The following is a 15,559-nucleotide window of genomic DNA, read 5'->3' as shown; positions in this document are numbered from 1 at the left end:
ATGCTGATAGAAAATGTGGAATATGATGTTTTACTTGAGAGATTTAAAAAAATATTAAGACAAGGCGGACTTAAATATACCAAGCAAAGAGAAGTACTTTTAAAAACTCTTTATCACAGTGATACTCATTACACACCCGAAAGTTTATATATGGAAATCAAACAAGCTGAACCTGATTTAAATGTAGGAATTGCAACTGTTTATCGTACTTTAAATTTGCTTGAAGAAGCAGAAATGGTAACTTCCATTTCTTTTGGTTCAGCAGGTAAAAAATACGAGCTTGCCAATAAACCTCACCATGATCATATGATATGTAAAAATTGCGGAAAAATTATAGAGTTTGAAAATCCTATTATAGAAAGACAGCAAGCCTTGATTGCAAAAGAACATGGTTTTAAACTTACAGGGCATTTGATGCAGCTTTATGGTGTTTGTGGTGATTGTAATAATCAAAAAGCAAAGGTAAAAATATAAATGTTTGATAATATTTTAGAGCAGCAAAGAATAGAAAAAGCTAAGGAATTAAAAAATTTAGGGATCAATCCTTATCCTCATTTTTTAGAAAAAGAAATGTCTTTAAAGACTTTTAAGGATAAATTTTCTTATATTTTAGAGCAAGTTGAAAAAAGGGATGAAAATATTAATGCTGTTGTTGCAGGACGTTTGAAACTTTTGCGTATAGCTGGGAAATCGATTTTTGCAAACATTGAAGATGAGGATACAAATTTACAAATTTATTTTAGTAAAGATAGCGTAGGCGAAGAACTTTATACGATTTTAAAAAAGAATTTAGAGGTGGGTGATATTGTTTTGATTAAAGGTTTTCCTTTTGTAACTAAAACAGGTGAGTTTAGTTTGCATGCAAGTGAAGTAAAACTCGCTACAAAAGCTATTGTTCCTTTACCTGAAAAATATCATGGATTAACAGATATTGAGCAAAGATATCGCAAACGTTATGTTGATATGATAATGAATGCCGAAGTTAGAAAAGATTTTTTAGTGCGTTCTAAGGTGGTGAGTTTGATTCGTCATTTTTTTGAAAATAAAGGCTTTTTAGAAGTAGAAACTCCTATGATGCATCCGATTGCAGGTGGAGCAAACGCTAAGCCTTTTGTAACTTTTCATAATTCTTTAGGTGTAGAAAGATTTTTAAGAATTGCTCCAGAACTTTATCTTAAAAGACTTATAGTGGGTGGTTTTGAGGCGGTTTTTGAAATCAATCGTTGTTTTAGAAACGAAGGTATGGATTTAACTCATAATCCCGAATTTACAACTATAGAATTTTATTGGGCTTATCATAATTATAAAGATTTAATGGATTTAACTGAAGAACTTTTTGCTTTACTTTTGGATAAACTTAATTTGGGAAAAACAATAGAATTTGATGGAAAAATGATAGATTTTTCCAAACCTTTTGAAAGAATAACCTATAAAGATGCACTTTGTAAATATGGTGGTTTAGATGGGGATTTAATCGAAGATAAGGAAAAAATTCTTACTAAATTAAAAGCTGATGGTTTTGAAGCGAATGAAAAGCTTGAACTTGGACATTTACAAGCTGAACTTTTTGATAATTATGTGGAAGAAAAATTGATCAATCCTACTTTTGTGATCGATTTTCCTATTTCCATAAGTCCTTTATCAAGACGTAGTGATGAGGATTCTCAGATTGCTGAGAGATTTGAGCTGTTTATTTGCGGAAGAGAATTGGCAAATGGTTTTAATGAGCTTAATGATCCGCTTGATCAATATGAGAGATTTTTAAAACAAATTGAAGCTAAAAATGCAGGCGATGAAGAGGCTTGTGAAATGGATGAAGATTTTGTAAATGCTTTGGGTTATGGAATGCCTCCAACGGCAGGGCAAGGTATAGGCATAGATAGACTTGTTATGCTTTTGACAAATAAAAAATCTATTCGAGATGTGATATTGTTTCCTGCAATGCGTCCATTAAAATCAGAACTAAAGGAGAAAGAATGAGTTTAGAAATGTTTGATAAAGAAATTTTTGATTTGACAAACAAAGAGTTAGAGCGTCAATGTGAAGGTCTTGAAATGATAGCGAGTGAAAATTTCACTTTACCTGAAGTAATGGAAGTTATGGGAAGTATCTTGACAAACAAATACGCAGAAGGTTATCCAGGTAAAAGATATTATGGTGGTTGCGAATTTGTTGATGAGATTGAAACTTTAGCTATTGAAAGATGTAAAAAACTTTTTAATTGTAAATTTGCTAATGTTCAGCCTAATTCAGGTTCTCAAGCTAATCAAGGTGTTTATGCGGCTTTGATTAATCCAGGTGATAAAATTTTAGGAATGGATTTAAGTCATGGTGGACATTTGACTCATGGTGCAAAAGTAAGTTCTTCAGGTAAAATGTACGAAAGTTGTTTTTACGGCGTAGAACTTGATGGAAGAATTGATTATGAAAAAGTAAGAGAAATTGCTAAAAAAGAAAAACCAAAACTTATAGTTTGTGGAGCTAGTGCTTATGCAAGAGTGATTGATTTTGCTAAATTTAGAGAAATCGCTGATGAAGTAGGCGCCTATCTTTTTGCTGATATAGCACATATTGCAGGTCTTGTTGTGGCAGGTGAGCATCCAAGTCCTTTTCCACACGCTCATGTAGTAAGCTCAACTACGCATAAAACTTTGCGTGGCCCAAGAGGTGGTATTATTATGACAAATGATGAAGAGCTTGCTAAAAAAATTAATTCTGCCATTTTTCCAGGTATTCAAGGTGGTCCTTTGATGCATGTAATTGCTGCAAAAGCAGTAGGATTTAAATTTAATCTTAGCGATGAGTGGAAAGTTTATGCAAAACAAGTAAGAACCAATGCTCAAGTTTTAGCTAATGTTTTAATGGATAGAAAATTTAAACTTGTTAGCGATGGAACGGATAATCACCTTGTTTTAATGAGTTTTTTAGATCGTGAATTTAGTGGAAAAGATGCAGATTTAGCTCTTGGAAATGCAGGAATTACCGCAAATAAAAATACCGTTCCAGGAGAGATTAGAAGTCCTTTTATCACAAGTGGATTAAGACTTGGAACTCCAGCCCTTACTGCCAGAGGTTTTAAAGAAAAAGAAATGGAAATTGTGTCAAATTATATTGCAGATATTTTAGATGATATTAATAATGAAAAATTACAAAAGAATATTAAACAAGAATTAAAAAAACTTGCAAGTAATTTTATTATTTATGAAAGGGCTATGTTTTGATTTCACCAATGGATATGTCGCTAATTAAAATAATTGGCGATCATTATTATATAAGACGCGATAAAATTGTAAATAAAATTACACATAGAGGTCGCTTATTTTTTGATAAATTTGAAAGAGTTGATGCTCCTTTAAATTTAAATGTCATGAGAGAACACGCTGCTAAAAAAATTGTTGTCGCTCATGATTTAATAACAAAAGATAATAAAGTAGAAAATATTGTCTTTGATTATAATGGTTTTAATGCTGAAAGATTTTATCACCGTGCACAACTTATTTTAAGAGAAGAAGGTTTTATAAATTTCACAGCCTATAAAACTAAAACTCCAGGACATTTACATCTTTATATTCATAAAGGACATACGGCGTTAAACGAAGGTTATTCTTTAGCGTCTAAACTTTCAATGATGTTTGCAAGTAAAATGCCAGTAGAATGGAAGGTGTTTCCTAGTATGGATGTACCTAGGGAATTTAATATTTTAATATTGCCTTATGAGGTTTATCAAAAGGAACGAGGAAGTTCTTGGTCTAAGCATATGTAAGAAAGGACAAATTATGGAAAATCAAAAAAATGAATTTGATGATATTATTTTAGAAAAAAGTAATAAAAGTGAAAAAGTAAAAAAAATTCTTTTACGAGTTATTGCTTTAGTTATTTTGTTTTTAGCTATCATGATAGTTATGAAGCTTATTAATGGTAGTGGTGATGAAAATACGCAAAATCAAAGTGTATTGCCAAGTGAACCTATAGCAACTCAAGACAATAACAATGATACTTCTTTTGAAAGTATGCCAATTACAGATAATACTTCAGCAGAAGATCAATTTGAGGCATTAAGAAAACAATTTCAAGATGAACAAAATACAACTCAAAATACAACAACCTCTAGTTCAAATAACAATGATACTACAAATTTTGCTATGCCTGATCAAGAAGTTCCAGCAGAACCAATAGCAACTACTTCAGCAAATACCACTCCACAAGCAAGTGCTCCCAAACAAGAAGTAAAACAAACTGCAAAACCTAAGGAAGAAGCAAAACAAACAGCTGTAAAAAAAGAAAAAGAAAGCACAAAACAAACCCCTAAAAAAGAACAAAATGCAAATGATTTATTTAAAAATGTTGATGCTAAACCTGTGCATCCAAGTGGTTTAGCATCGGGTATTTATGTGCAAATTTTCTCAGTAAGTAATTTGGATCAAAAATCAAAAGAACTTGCTTCTGTAAAACAGAAAGGTTATGATTATAAACTTTATAAAACTACAGTTGGAGGTAAAGAAATTACCAAGGTTTTAATAGGACCATTTGAAAAGGCAGATATTGCAGCAGAACTTGCTAAAATCCGCAAGGATATTGCAAAAGATGCTTTTTCTTTTACTTTAAAATGAAATTTTTAGCAGTTATAGGCGATCCTATTTCTCACTCTAAATCGCCTAGAATGCATAATAATGCTATTAAAGCCTTAGGGCTTGATAGCATTTATACACGCTATCATTTAAGAAATGCTAACTGTTTAAGAGAAGATTTTTTTAAATTAGGACTTAGTGGAGCTAATATTACTTTGCCTTTTAAGGAAAAAGCTTTAGATATTGCTGATGTGAAGGATGATTTTGCTAGAAATATTGGCTCTGCAAATACTTTATGCTTAAAAGAAGATAAAATTTACGCTTATAATACTGATGCTTTAGGTTTTTTAGAAGCTATTAAGGATTTTGATAATATAAAAAAAGCTTTGATTTTGGGTGCTGGAGGTACAGCTTTGGCGCTTGCTTATGCATTAAAACAAAAAGGCGTAGAAGTGTATATAGCTAATCGTAGTAAAGAAAGATTTAAAGATTTTTTAGCTTATCCAACTTATCTTTATAAAAACTTGCAAGATTTTGACTTTGATTTGGTTATAAATTCAACTTCTGCTGGATTAAAAGATGAAAATTTACCTTGTGATAGAGAGCTTTTAGATAGAATTTTACCTAAAGCTAAATTTGCTTTTGAGGTAATTTATGGCAGAGAAACACCTTTTTATAGATTGTGTAAAGAGTATCATTTAAAAATTAAAGATGGACTTGATATGCTTTTATGGCAAGGGGTTTTTGCTTTTGAGCTTTTTTTTGAAATACGAGATAAAAGAGAGATGATAAAAAATGCAATGCAACAGGCATTGATTTTAAAGTAGAATGATAGTTATTTTTTTGTATAAGAAAATCTTATTTTTTGTGTGAGAAAGTTTAATTTTCTCACAAGTTTTATCATTCAAATATTTCTACCCCATCTTGATTTTTACTTTGATTATTTTGATTTGTTGAAGATGGATTTGTAGGAATATTTTGTGTAGGCGTGTTTTCAATTGTATTATTTTGATTAGAATTTGTTTGAGGTAAGCTTTCTTCAAAGGTAGCATCGCCATCAAAACTATTAAAACCACTGTTTGTATTAGGTATAGTTTTGCCTATGTCTGTTGCTTTTGGTAGATTGTTATAAAGTGTATTTAATGTATTTTTATAAAAAGCTAAAAAACTTTTATCAATTTCAAAAGCAGGTTGCTCTAAACCTTTATTAAGTTGAGTTGGTACGGTGGAGATAGTAGTTTTAAACATATTAACCCCATCATCATTTTTAATAGGATAGTTAAGCGCAACTAAAGAATCTAGTTTAGTACTACTTGAAAGATTGGTTGAATTTTGTGGATTGTGTGCATCTATAAAATCTATTTTACCTTTAAAATTTATACCTAAATTGGATTTTACATAATCTCCACTCATAAAATTGCTTGTTTTTTGTGCATTTTTTTCTTCCGTATAAATACTGATTGAACTTTTAAGAGTGTAGTCTGGATTAGTAGTAACTATTTTATAGCCTTTTAGTTGAGCGATGGTTTTGATCTGCTCTTCTAAATTTCGTTTTAAAAGATCAATTTCTTTTTCTATGCGAATTTTAAGCACTGAATTTTCAAAATAATCAGAATAATTGTTATTTTGTTCTATATTAATAGGCTCAAGAGCAATGCTTACTCCAGAATCAATAGGTTCAACCTTTGTTGGAACTTGGGGTTTAAAATTTGGCATAGAAACATTGACAAAATTACTGCTTGTACCCCCACAAGCTGCTAAAATTAACATACTACTAGCAAGTAAAATATATTTTTTCATTTTTTACCTTTATTTAATGTGTTTGTGTTAATTATAGCAAGTTAAAGTTTTTTTGTTATATTTTTATAAAAGAAAATTAGGAAAGATATATGGAATTTTGGCAGCATATTTATTCAAATTTTAATGTTATAGCTTTTAGCATCTTTGGTTTAAAGGTGCATTGGTATGGCATTATGTATGTTATAGCTTTGCTTTTGGCTTTGCTTTTGGCTAAATTTTTTGTAAGAAAATTTCAACTAGACATTAATGAAAAACATTTGGATAGTTATTTTATATGGGTTGAAATAGGGGTTATTTTAGGTGCAAGGCTTGGATATATTTTGATTTATGATGCAAATACTATGTATTATATTACTCATCCTTGGCAAATTTTTAATCCTTATATTAATGGTGAATTTGTAGGTATTCGAGGTATGAGTTATCATGGAGCAATTATAGGATTTTTGATAGCTACTTTATTGTTTTGTAAAAAATATAAAACAAATCCTTGGATTTTTCTTGATTTGGTTGCTTTAAGTGTTCCATTGGCTTATGTTTTTGGTCGTATAGGAAATTTTTTAAATCAAGAGCTTTTTGGTCGCATTACAAATGTGCCTTGGGGAATTTATGTTGATGGAGTATTGCGCCATCCATCGCAACTTTATGAAGCATTTTTAGAAGGTATTGTTGTTTTTATTATAGTTTATTTAGCAAGATTTAAGCAAAGCTTTCAAGGGGAATTGATTCTTGTGTATGCTGGTGCTTATTCATTGGCAAGATTTATATGTGAATTTTATCGCGAGCCTGATTTTGGTATAGGTTTTGTTTTATGGGGTATGAGTATGGGACAAATTTTAAGTTTTATAATGTTTATAACAGCTTTGTTAGTTTATATTTGTATAAAGTTTAAAAAAGTAAATATTTAATCTATCTTAAAGACTTTTGTAATATAATGAAATGGATTTTTTTAATTTCTTTTTACAAAGGAGTAAAGATGCGTGAGCTTATCGAAGGTTATTTGGGTAAGAGCATTGAGGGCAAAAAAAGTAAAATGCCTGCGAAATTAGACTTTATCCAAAGTGCTTCAGGGCTTTTTTTAGGTCTTTTTATGTGGGTGCATATGCTTTTTGTTTCTACAATTTTAGTCAGTGAGGATTTTTTTAATTCTGTAGTGCATTTTTTAGAATTAAAATTTGTTTACGATAATCCTGTTATGAGTTATCTTACTTCATTTTTAGCCGCCTGTGTTTTAGTGGTTTTTTTCGTTCATGCTTTACTTGCAATGAGAAAATTTCCTATTAATTACCGTCAGTATCAAATACTAAGAACACACAGTAAAAAAATGAATCACAGCGATACTTCGTTATGGTGGGTTCAAGCTTTTACAGGTTTTATTATGTTTTTCTTAGGTTCTGCTCATCTTATTTTTATTGTAACCAATGCAGATAAAATCAGCGGCGATATGTCAGGAGATAGGGTTGTAAGTCATTTTATGTGGCTTTTTTATGCTGTTCTTTTAGTCTGTGTTGAACTTCATGGAAGTATAGGGCTTTATAGACTTTGTGTTAAATGGGGTTGGTTTGAAGGAAAAAATGTAAAAGAAAGTCGCAAAAAGCTTAAAACTGCTAAATGGATAATCAGTATTTTCTTCCTAGTTTTAGGTGTGTTAAGTCTTGCAGCATTTATAAAAATAGGTTATGAAAACTACCAAAATCAAACCCAAACTACTGCGATGATAAAAAACTACAATGGAGCAAATTATGAATATACAATATAGTGATGCTTTAGTAATAGGCGGAGGATTAGCAGGTCTTAGAGCGGCTATTGAAGTAGCAAAGAGTGGTCAAAGTGTAACACTTTTAAGTATTTGTCCAGTGAAGCGTTCTCACTCTGCAGCGGTGCAAGGAGGTATGCAGGCAAGTTTAGCAAATGGGGCAAAAGGTGAGGGTGATAATGAAGATCTTCACTTTGCAGATACAGTAAAAGGAAGTGATTGGGGCTGTGATCAAGAAGTAGCAAGAATGTTTGCTCAAACTGCGCCAAAAGCAGTGCGTGAGCTTGCGGCTTGGGGTGTGCCTTGGACTAGAGTTACTAAAGGTCCAAGAACTGTTGTAATCAATGCACAAAAAACTGTGATTGAAGAAAAAGAAGAAGCGCACGGGCTTATTAATGCTAGAGATTTTGGTGGAACTAAAAAATGGAGAACTTGCTATATCGCAGATGCAACAGGGCATTGTATGCTTTATGGTGTAGCAAATGAAGCCATTAAGCACCAAGTAAAGATCATCGATAGAATGGAAGCGGTAAGAATCATCCATGATGGTAAAAAATGCTTAGGTGTAATTGCTAGAGATTTAACTAATGGACAACTCATTGCTTATATTGCAAGAGGAACCATGATAGCAACAGGGGGCTATGGTAGAATTTATAAACAAACTACAAATGCGGTAATTTGCGAAGGAACGGGTGCAGCCATCGCTCTTGAAACAGGGCTTTGCAGACTTTCAAATATGGAAGCAGTGCAATTTCATCCAACTCCTATTGTGCCAAGCGGTATTTTGCTTACTGAGGGCTGTCGTGGTGATGGTGGAATTTTACGCGATGTGGATGGATATCGTTTTATGCCTGATTATGAACCAGAGAAAAAAGAACTTGCAAGCCGTGATGTGGTAAGTCGTAGAATGATGGAACATATTCGTAAAGGCAAAGGTGTAAAAAGCCCTTATGGGGATCATTTATGGCTTGATATTTCTATACTTGGAAGAGCTCATGTGGAAAAAAATCTCCGCGATGTACAAGATATTTGTAAAACTTTTAATGGTATTGATCCAGCAGATGAGGGTCCAAAAGGTTGGGCGCCAGTTCTTCCAATGCAGCATTATTCTATGGGTGGAATTAGAACTAAACCAACGGGTGAAAGTCAATGGTTAAACGGACTTTTTGCTTGTGGAGAAGCAGCTTGCTGGGATATGCACGGATTTAATCGTTTAGGTGGAAATTCATGTGCTGAAACTGTTGTAGCAGGTATGATAGTGGGAGATTATTTTGCAGATTATTGTAAAAATAATGGTGAAGTAATTGACACAAATGTAGTAAAAGACTTCTTAACTAAAGAGTATCAATATTTAAAATCTTTAGTAGATAAAGAAGGTAAACATAATGTTTTTGAAATCAAAAACAGAATGAAAGAAATCATGTGGGATAAGGTGGCCATCTTTAGAACAGGTGAAGGTTTGAAAGAAGCAGTAGATGAACTTGAAAAACTTTATAAAGATTCTCAAGACGTTAAAGTACATTGTAAAGAACTTGATTGTGCAAATCCAGAGCTTGAAGAAGCGTATAGAGTGCCAAGAATGTTAAAAATAGCACTTTGCGTAGCTTATGGAGCGCTTTTAAGAACAGAAAGTCGTGGGGCGCATTATAGGGAAGATTATCCAAAAAGAGATGATTTAAATTGGATGAAAAGAACCAATACTTTTTGGGTAGAAGGCGAAACCTTACCACGCATAGAATACGAAGAGCTTGATATTATGAAAATGGAAATTCCACCAGCATTTCGTGGATACGGTGCTAAAGGAAATATTATAGAAAATCCTTTAAGTGAAAAACGCCAAGCTGAAGTGGATGCTATCCGTGAAAAAATGGAAGCTGAAGGCAAAGGTCGTTATGAAATTCAAAACGCTTTAATGCCTTATGAATTGCAAGCTAAATATAAAGCACCAAACCAAAGAATAGGAGTTGATTATGAGTAGAAAATTGACAATAAAGGCATTTAAATATAATCCTTTAAGCAAAATTTCTAAACCACATTTTGTGACTTATGAGCTTGAAGAAACTCCTTTTATGACGGTTTTTGTATGTTTGACTTTGATCCGTGAAAAAATGGATGCGGATCTGAGTTTTGATTTTGTTTGTCGTGCAGGGATTTGCGGATCTTGTGCGATGATGATTAATGGAGTGCCAAAACTTGCTTGTAAAACTTTAACTAAAGATTATCCTGATGGAGTGATAGAGCTTATGCCTATGCCTGCATTTAGACATATTAAAGATTTAAGCGTGAATACAGGAGAGTGGTTTGAAGATATGTGTAAGCGTGTTGAAAGCTGGGTGCATAATGAAAAAGAAACTGATATTTCTAAACTTGAAGAACGTATTGAGCCAGAAGTTGCGGATGAAACTTTTGAACTTGATCGTTGTATAGAGTGTGGAATTTGTGTAGCTTCTTGTGCAACTAAACTTATGCGTCCAAATTTCATAGCTGCTACAGGGCTTTTAAGAACAGCTAGATATTTACAAGATCCGCATGACCATAGAAGTGTGGAAGATTTTTATGAATTAGTAGGCGATGATGATGGTGTTTTTGGTTGTATGTCATTGCTTGCTTGTGAAGATAATTGCCCTAAAGAATTACCTTTACAAAGTAAAATCGCTTATATGAGAAGACAACTTGTCGCTCAAAGAAATAAATAAATCTTTCCCCTTTTTAAGGGGAAGATTATGAAAGAATTATTTCAAAAAATTTGGCAAAATGAACTCCAATTTTTAAATTTTGATGCTAAATTTCAAGATAAAAGCAAACTTGATACGGCCGAGTGTGCGATTATTTTAAGTGTCAATAAAGACAATTATGAAAGATATTTTCTCTTAAAAGAATTTCAAGAGCTTTGTAAAAAAATTGATTTAAGAGTGGATATTTTTAGTATACAAAATGCTCAAATTTGTATTTTAAATCTTTTTAAATCAGGTTTTATTTCAAAGCAAGATTTGCTTAAGGCTCTAAAAATTTTAGAAAAAATTTCAAAAAATACCGAAATGCTTGATTTTATTTCACAAGAAAAAGTTCAAAGTATAGATCAAAAAGCTTTATTTCAAAATGATTTTAAAGAATTAAATACCATTAATTTAGAGCTTCAAAAGCTAAGTTTTGATGAAAATTTAAAATCAAGACTTCAAAAAACTTTGGAAAAATTTCAAAATTTAGAGTTTAATATAGCCATCACTGGCGTGATGAATGCAGGAAAATCAAGCCTTTTAAATGCTCTTTTAAAAGAAGATTTTTTAGGCGTTTCAAACATACCTGAAACAGCTAATTTAACAGTATTAAGTTATGGTAAGAGCGAAGAAGCAAAGATATATTTTTGGGATAAGAAAGAATGGCAAAATATACTTGAAAGTTCGCACTTTAATGCAGATTTAAAAGAATTTATTGACAAGCTGGATAAGAGTGTAAATATAGAGGATTTTATCAAAGATAAACCTTTAATACAAAATATCGCACTTTGTGAGCTTAAAAATTTCAGTTCAGCTAAAAATAAAATTTCAGCTTTAATTAAAAAAATAGAAATTAAAAGTCATTTAGATTTTTTAAAAAATAATATTTCCATAGTTGATACTCCAGGACTTGATGATGTTGTAGTTCAAAGAGAAATTGTTACAAATGAGTATCTTAAAGAAAGTGATTTTTTAATTCATTTAATGAATGCTTCTCAAAGCTTAACTCAAAAAGATGCAGACTTTTTGGTGCATTGTCTTTTAAACTCAAGGCTGAGTAAGTTTTTAATTGTTTTAACTAAAGCGGATTTGTTAAGCAAAAAGGATTTAGAAGAAGTCATTGTTTATACCAAGGAAAGCTTAAAATCAAGACTTGTGGATTTAGATGAAAATTTAGTGGAAAAGATTGATTTTTTATGTGTGAGCGCTAAAATGGCAAGTGATTTTTATAAAGGTTTAGCATCTAATGAAAGCTTGCAAAAAAGTGGTATGCAAGAAGTTGAAAACTATCTTTTTAACGAGCTTTATGCAGGAGAAAAAAGTAAGATTGCCTTAAGAGCTTACAAAAAAGAATTGCATTTAGAGCTTAAAAATATTCTAAGCGAATATGAAATGCAAAATCGTCTTATTAAGGAGAATAAACAAGGTGTAAGTGAAGAAAATCAAAAGCTTTTACTTGAACTTCAAAAGCAAAACACCTTATTAAAAGAAGCACAAGATGAAATTTCAAATTCCATTGCAAAACTTAAAAATATAGATAGTGGCATAGATAATCTTGTTTTACTTTTGGCTAAAAAATTAAAAGAACGCTTGATAGATGAGTTTAAATATTTGAAAAATAATGCACAAAAGCTTAATCTTTCTCGTATTTTAAATATAGTTGATATTACCACAAAAGATGGGATTAATGATATTTTAAGAGAAATTAAATTTGAAAATATTAAAAAAATCGAGGAGCTTAAAACAAATTTATCTTTAAAATATGATTTTTTAAAAGATGATTTTGACAATGGTTTTGAAGGTTTTAAAGATGGAATTTCAAAAAATATAGATAGTATTTTTCAAAGCGAAAAATTTGCACTTTTAAGATTGAAAATTGAAAAATTAAGCAATCTAAAATCAGATTTATATGAGCTTGAAACGAATTTAGATACGGTTATTTTTGATACTTTTAAAGAATTTAAAATGAGCGAAATTTTAAACTCTTTAAATATCAATGGAGCATTTTTTGAGTTTTTAAATGATAAATTAAAACATTATGAAAAAAATCAAAAATCAAAATTAGAAAGTCTTGAAAAAGTTTTACAGAGTCTGAAAAATCAAGATATTAATATTTTAAATTCTTTTGAAGAAAATTTAGAAAAAATTGAAAAATTAAAACAACTTGAAATGGGGCTTTTAAATGCAGATTAATCTTTTAAACGATTTTATAAAAGCCTATGAAAATACTTATAGTGTGAGTTTTGATGATAGCTTTAAAGGGCGTATTCAAAAGCTTTGTAAGGAACTTAACGAGCCTTTTATGCACGCAAGTTATGCTTTAGAAAATGAATTAAAAGAGCTTGTGTTTTCTTTAGATAAGAATGTTAATATCGCTATTATAGGGCAGTTTTCAAGTGGTAAATCAAGTTTGCTAAATTTGATCTTGGGGTGTGATTGTTTGCCTACGGGTGTTGTTCCTGTTACTTTTAAACCTACTTTTTTACGCTATGCAAAAGAATATTTTTTAAGAGTAGAATTTGAAGATGGAAGTGATATTATCACAAATATAGAAAAATTAGCCTTTTATACGGATCAAAGAAATGAAGTAAAACAAGCAAAAAGTTTGCATATTTTTGCACCCATTCCTTTACTTGAAAAAATTACTCTTGTAGATACTCCAGGTTTAAATGCAAATGAAAATGATACTTTAACAACTCTTGATGAGCTTAAAAATATTCATGGGGCGATTTGGTTAAGTTTGATTGATAATGCAGGTAAAAAAAGCGAAGAAGATGCCATAAAAGCAAATTTAGAACTTTTAGGAGAAAATAGCATTTGTGTATTAAATCAAAAAGATAAATTAAACACAGAAGAGCTAGATAATGTTTTAAATTATGCAAAAAGTGTATTTTTAAAATATTTTGATAAGCTTATTGCCATTTCTTGTAAAGAAGCTAAAGATGAGCAAAGCTATGAAAAATCTAATTTTCAATCTTTACTTGATTTTTTAACTCAGCTAGATACAACAGCTTTAAAAGAAAAATTTGTTAAAAGAAAAATTTTAAATTTATGCGAAATTTTAGAAGATGAAAACCAACTTTTTGTAGGTATTTTTGATCGTTTATTAAATCAATTTCAAAGTTATGAAAAGCATTTACTTTTAGCGTATGAAAATTTTTTAAAAGAGATTGAAATTTTAAACCATCAGATTTTAGAACAGCTTAAAAGCATTAGCGAAAGAATTTCTAGTGAAATTTTTGCAAGTGTTAAGGAAAAAGATGCTTATTTTTACAAAGAAAGCAAAGGATTTTTAAAGAAAGATTTATACACAAGATATGATTATAAAGCGCCTTATATTTCAAGCGACGATGCTTTTTTGGCGATGTTTTATAATAGTGATGTGATGAGTAAAGAGTTTAAAAAAATCAAAAATGAACTTTATAAATCTTTTGAAGAAATCAAGATGAAATTAAAAGATTTTATAAACATACTTGAAAGAGAAATTTTGCTTTTTAAAGCAGAATTTTCAAACATACAAAAAGATCACATTTTCCAAAGTGATAAAAATTTTAGTGAATTAAGAGCTTTTTGTAATGCAAGCGATGAGTACTTTTTGAAAGATTTTAAAGAGCTTTTATTTAAAAGTATTTTAGAGCTTGATTTATTTTTTGAAAAATTAAATCTTAAGGCTTTTACAAATTATGAAAATGCTACAAAACTAAGCCTTGCATTTTTTAGTCGTAAAATCAATGAAAGCCGTGTTCTTTATGAGCTTGATAGTTCTGAATTTGTACTTTTTTATCCTAAAAAAAGCGAAATTTATGAAAGAGTTTTAAATGAATTAAATGTTTATGAGTTTGAAGCTTTGCTTATTAATAAGCCTATTCTGATAAAAATTGCAAAAAATTTCTTAGAACAAAGTCAAAATTTAATCCAAGAAAAAAATAAATTTTTAGATCTTAAAAAAGCAGAACTTCAAAAAAGAAGAGCACAGATTTTAAATGTTAGAGAAAATATAAAGGAAGATTGATGAGAATATTTTTAGCTTTATTTTTATTTTTTAATTCATTATTTGCATTAAGTGAGCTAGAAGAGGGTTTAAAACTTTACGAGGCAAATAAATTTGATAAAGCTTATGAAATTTTTAAGAATCTTTGCGAAAAAGATATTTCTAAAGCTTGTTTTTCTTTAGCTTTTATGCATGAGAGTGCTAAGGGTGTGAGTAAGGATTTAAATCAAGCTTATAAATTTTATGATAAAGCTTGTAAATTGGGTTTAGCAAATGCGTGTTCTAATATGGCTTTGCTTTTGCAAAATCAAGGTTATAAAAATGAAGCTCTTTTGGCTTTTAATAAAGCTTGTGCTTTAGGAGAATCGTTAAGTTGTAATAATATAGCTTTATTTTATGAAAAAGAAAAAGATGGACAAATGGCTTCAAGTTTTTATAAAAGATCTTGTGATTTAAAAAATGCAAGAGCTTGTTATCAATTAGGGTCTTTATATGATAAAGGAGAGCTTGTTAAGGCAAGTGTAAAATCTGCCCTTGCTTTTTATTCTAAATCTTGCACTTTAGGTTTTGGTGAGGCTTGTTATTTGTTAGGACGCTATAATCAACTAGAAAAACAAGATCTAACAAAGGCAAAAAGATATTTTGGTATGGCTTGTGATCAAAAACATCAAGAAGCTTGTGCAGCTTATAAAGAACTTAATTCTAAAGATATAGAGCTTTATTAAAAGTT

At 30.4% G+C, this 15,559-nt stretch carries 14 protein-coding genes; 13 read left to right on the top strand and 1 reads right to left on the bottom strand.

Going from position 1 to position 15,559, the window contains the following annotated elements; genetic code table 11:
• Genes AJ936_RS02440 through AJ936_RS02415 form a run of 6 tightly spaced genes read left to right on the top strand, consistent with a single transcriptional unit; the run spans position 1 to position 5,395 of the window.
• The gene (locus AJ936_RS02440; protein ID WP_002854230.1) at positions 1 to 474 is read left to right on the top strand and encodes a Fur family transcriptional regulator; all 474 of its coding nucleotides are present in this window, start codon (positions 1 to 3) and stop codon (positions 472 to 474) included.
• On the top strand, positions 475 to 1,980 hold the full coding sequence (gene lysS / locus AJ936_RS02435; RefSeq protein ID WP_070210145.1) for a lysine--tRNA ligase: 1,506 nt from the start codon (positions 475 to 477) through the stop codon (positions 1,978 to 1,980).
• Positions 1,977 to 3,221 carry a serine hydroxymethyltransferase gene (locus AJ936_RS02430; protein ID WP_002861154.1) on the top strand — a complete coding sequence of 415 codons (1,245 nt, stop codon included), beginning with the start codon at positions 1,977 to 1,979 and terminating at the stop codon, positions 3,219 to 3,221. The genes lysS and AJ936_RS02430 overlap by 4 nt, the downstream gene beginning before the upstream one ends.
• Positions 3,218 to 3,763, top strand: coding sequence for a DUF1882 domain-containing protein (locus AJ936_RS02425; RefSeq protein ID WP_002859481.1), 546 nt, complete (start codon positions 3,218 to 3,220; stop codon positions 3,761 to 3,763). The genes AJ936_RS02430 and AJ936_RS02425 overlap by 4 nt, the downstream gene beginning before the upstream one ends.
• A 13-nt stretch (positions 3,764 to 3,776) precedes the next feature.
• A complete protein-coding gene (locus AJ936_RS02420) occupies positions 3,777 to 4,610 on the top strand; it encodes an SPOR domain-containing protein (protein WP_053872461.1) in 834 nt (277 codons plus the stop codon).
• On the top strand, positions 4,607 to 5,395 hold the full coding sequence (locus tag AJ936_RS02415; RefSeq protein ID WP_002861156.1) for a shikimate dehydrogenase: 789 nt from the start codon (positions 4,607 to 4,609) through the stop codon (positions 5,393 to 5,395). The genes AJ936_RS02420 and AJ936_RS02415 overlap by 4 nt, the downstream gene beginning before the upstream one ends.
• Before the next feature lie 73 nt (positions 5,396 to 5,468).
• On the opposite strand, the gene AJ936_RS02410 is transcribed toward AJ936_RS02415, so the two are convergent.
• Positions 5,469 to 6,368, bottom strand: a complete 900-nt coding sequence (locus tag AJ936_RS02410; RefSeq protein WP_002861157.1) for a membrane lipoprotein lipid attachment site-containing protein — start codon at positions 6,366 to 6,368, stop codon at positions 5,469 to 5,471.
• An 89-nt stretch (positions 6,369 to 6,457) separates the two neighbouring features.
• Between AJ936_RS02410 and lgt the strand changes: the two genes are divergently transcribed.
• From lgt to AJ936_RS02375, 7 genes are all read left to right on the top strand, one after another.
• Positions 6,458 to 7,273, top strand: a complete 816-nt coding sequence (gene lgt / locus AJ936_RS02405) for a prolipoprotein diacylglyceryl transferase (protein ID WP_002854600.1) — start codon at positions 6,458 to 6,460, stop codon at positions 7,271 to 7,273.
• Between the two features lie 68 nt (positions 7,274 to 7,341).
• A complete protein-coding gene (locus AJ936_RS02400) occupies positions 7,342 to 8,124 on the top strand; it encodes a fumarate reductase cytochrome b subunit (RefSeq protein ID WP_002854660.1) in 783 nt (260 codons plus the stop codon).
• On the top strand, positions 8,108 to 10,099 hold the full coding sequence (locus tag AJ936_RS02395; protein ID WP_002854193.1) for a fumarate reductase flavoprotein subunit: 1,992 nt from the start codon (positions 8,108 to 8,110) through the stop codon (positions 10,097 to 10,099). Before AJ936_RS02400 ends, AJ936_RS02395 begins: the two co-directional genes overlap by 17 nt.
• Positions 10,092 to 10,817: a fumarate reductase iron-sulfur subunit gene (locus AJ936_RS02390; protein WP_002854302.1), complete on the top strand. Its 726-nt coding sequence runs from the start codon at positions 10,092 to 10,094 to the stop codon at positions 10,815 to 10,817. The genes AJ936_RS02395 and AJ936_RS02390 overlap by 8 nt, the downstream gene beginning before the upstream one ends.
• Before the next feature lie 27 nt (positions 10,818 to 10,844).
• Entirely contained in the window at positions 10,845 to 13,031 is a 2,187-nt protein-coding gene (locus tag AJ936_RS02385) for a dynamin family protein (RefSeq protein ID WP_070274023.1), read from the top strand.
• On the top strand, positions 13,021 to 14,850 hold the full coding sequence (locus AJ936_RS02380; RefSeq protein ID WP_002861161.1) for a dynamin family protein: 1,830 nt from the start codon (positions 13,021 to 13,023) through the stop codon (positions 14,848 to 14,850). The genes AJ936_RS02385 and AJ936_RS02380 overlap by 11 nt, the downstream gene beginning before the upstream one ends.
• Positions 14,850 to 15,554 (top strand): tetratricopeptide repeat protein, encoded by a 705-nt coding sequence (locus tag AJ936_RS02375; RefSeq protein WP_002870809.1) that lies wholly within the window; start codon positions 14,850 to 14,852, stop codon positions 15,552 to 15,554. The genes AJ936_RS02380 and AJ936_RS02375 overlap by 1 nt, the downstream gene beginning before the upstream one ends.
• Positions 15,555 to 15,559: the final 5 nt, after the last annotated feature.

The organism is Campylobacter sp. BCW_6877, assembly GCF_001762445.1.
Classification (GTDB): Bacteria; Campylobacterota; Campylobacteria; order Campylobacterales; family Campylobacteraceae; genus Campylobacter_D; species Campylobacter_D jejuni.
The sequence above is the reverse complement of the archived record's forward strand: the minus strand, read 5'-3'. Positions and strand labels throughout refer to the sequence as shown.

Excerpts from the sequence above, each read along its gene's own strand:
- AJ936_RS02420 (WP_053872461.1), top strand. The coding sequence starts at position 3,777 with ATGGAAAATCAAAAAAATGAATTTGATGATATTATTTTAGAAAAAAGT.
- AJ936_RS02390 (WP_002854302.1), top strand. The coding sequence starts at position 10,092 with ATGAGTAGAAAATTGACAATAAAGGCATTTAAATATAATCCTTTAAGC.
- AJ936_RS02395 (WP_002854193.1), top strand. The coding sequence starts at position 8,108 with ATGAATATACAATATAGTGATGCTTTAGTAATAGGCGGAGGATTAGCA.
- AJ936_RS02440 (WP_002854230.1), top strand. The coding sequence starts at position 1 with ATGCTGATAGAAAATGTGGAATATGATGTTTTACTTGAGAGATTTAAA.
- AJ936_RS02380 (WP_002861161.1), top strand. The coding sequence starts at position 13,021 with ATGCAGATTAATCTTTTAAACGATTTTATAAAAGCCTATGAAAATACT.
- AJ936_RS02375 (WP_002870809.1), top strand. The coding sequence starts at position 14,850 with ATGAGAATATTTTTAGCTTTATTTTTATTTTTTAATTCATTATTTGCA.
- AJ936_RS02430 (WP_002861154.1), top strand. The coding sequence starts at position 1,977 with ATGAGTTTAGAAATGTTTGATAAAGAAATTTTTGATTTGACAAACAAA.
- AJ936_RS02400 (WP_002854660.1), top strand. The coding sequence starts at position 7,342 with ATGCGTGAGCTTATCGAAGGTTATTTGGGTAAGAGCATTGAGGGCAAA.
- lgt (WP_002854600.1), top strand. The coding sequence starts at position 6,458 with ATGGAATTTTGGCAGCATATTTATTCAAATTTTAATGTTATAGCTTTT.
- lysS (WP_070210145.1), top strand. The coding sequence starts at position 475 with ATGTTTGATAATATTTTAGAGCAGCAAAGAATAGAAAAAGCTAAGGAA.
- AJ936_RS02415 (WP_002861156.1), top strand. The coding sequence starts at position 4,607 with ATGAAATTTTTAGCAGTTATAGGCGATCCTATTTCTCACTCTAAATCG.
- AJ936_RS02410 (WP_002861157.1), bottom strand. The coding sequence starts at position 6,368 with ATGAAAAAATATATTTTACTTGCTAGTAGTATGTTAATTTTAGCAGCT.
- AJ936_RS02385 (WP_070274023.1), top strand. The coding sequence starts at position 10,845 with ATGAAAGAATTATTTCAAAAAATTTGGCAAAATGAACTCCAATTTTTA.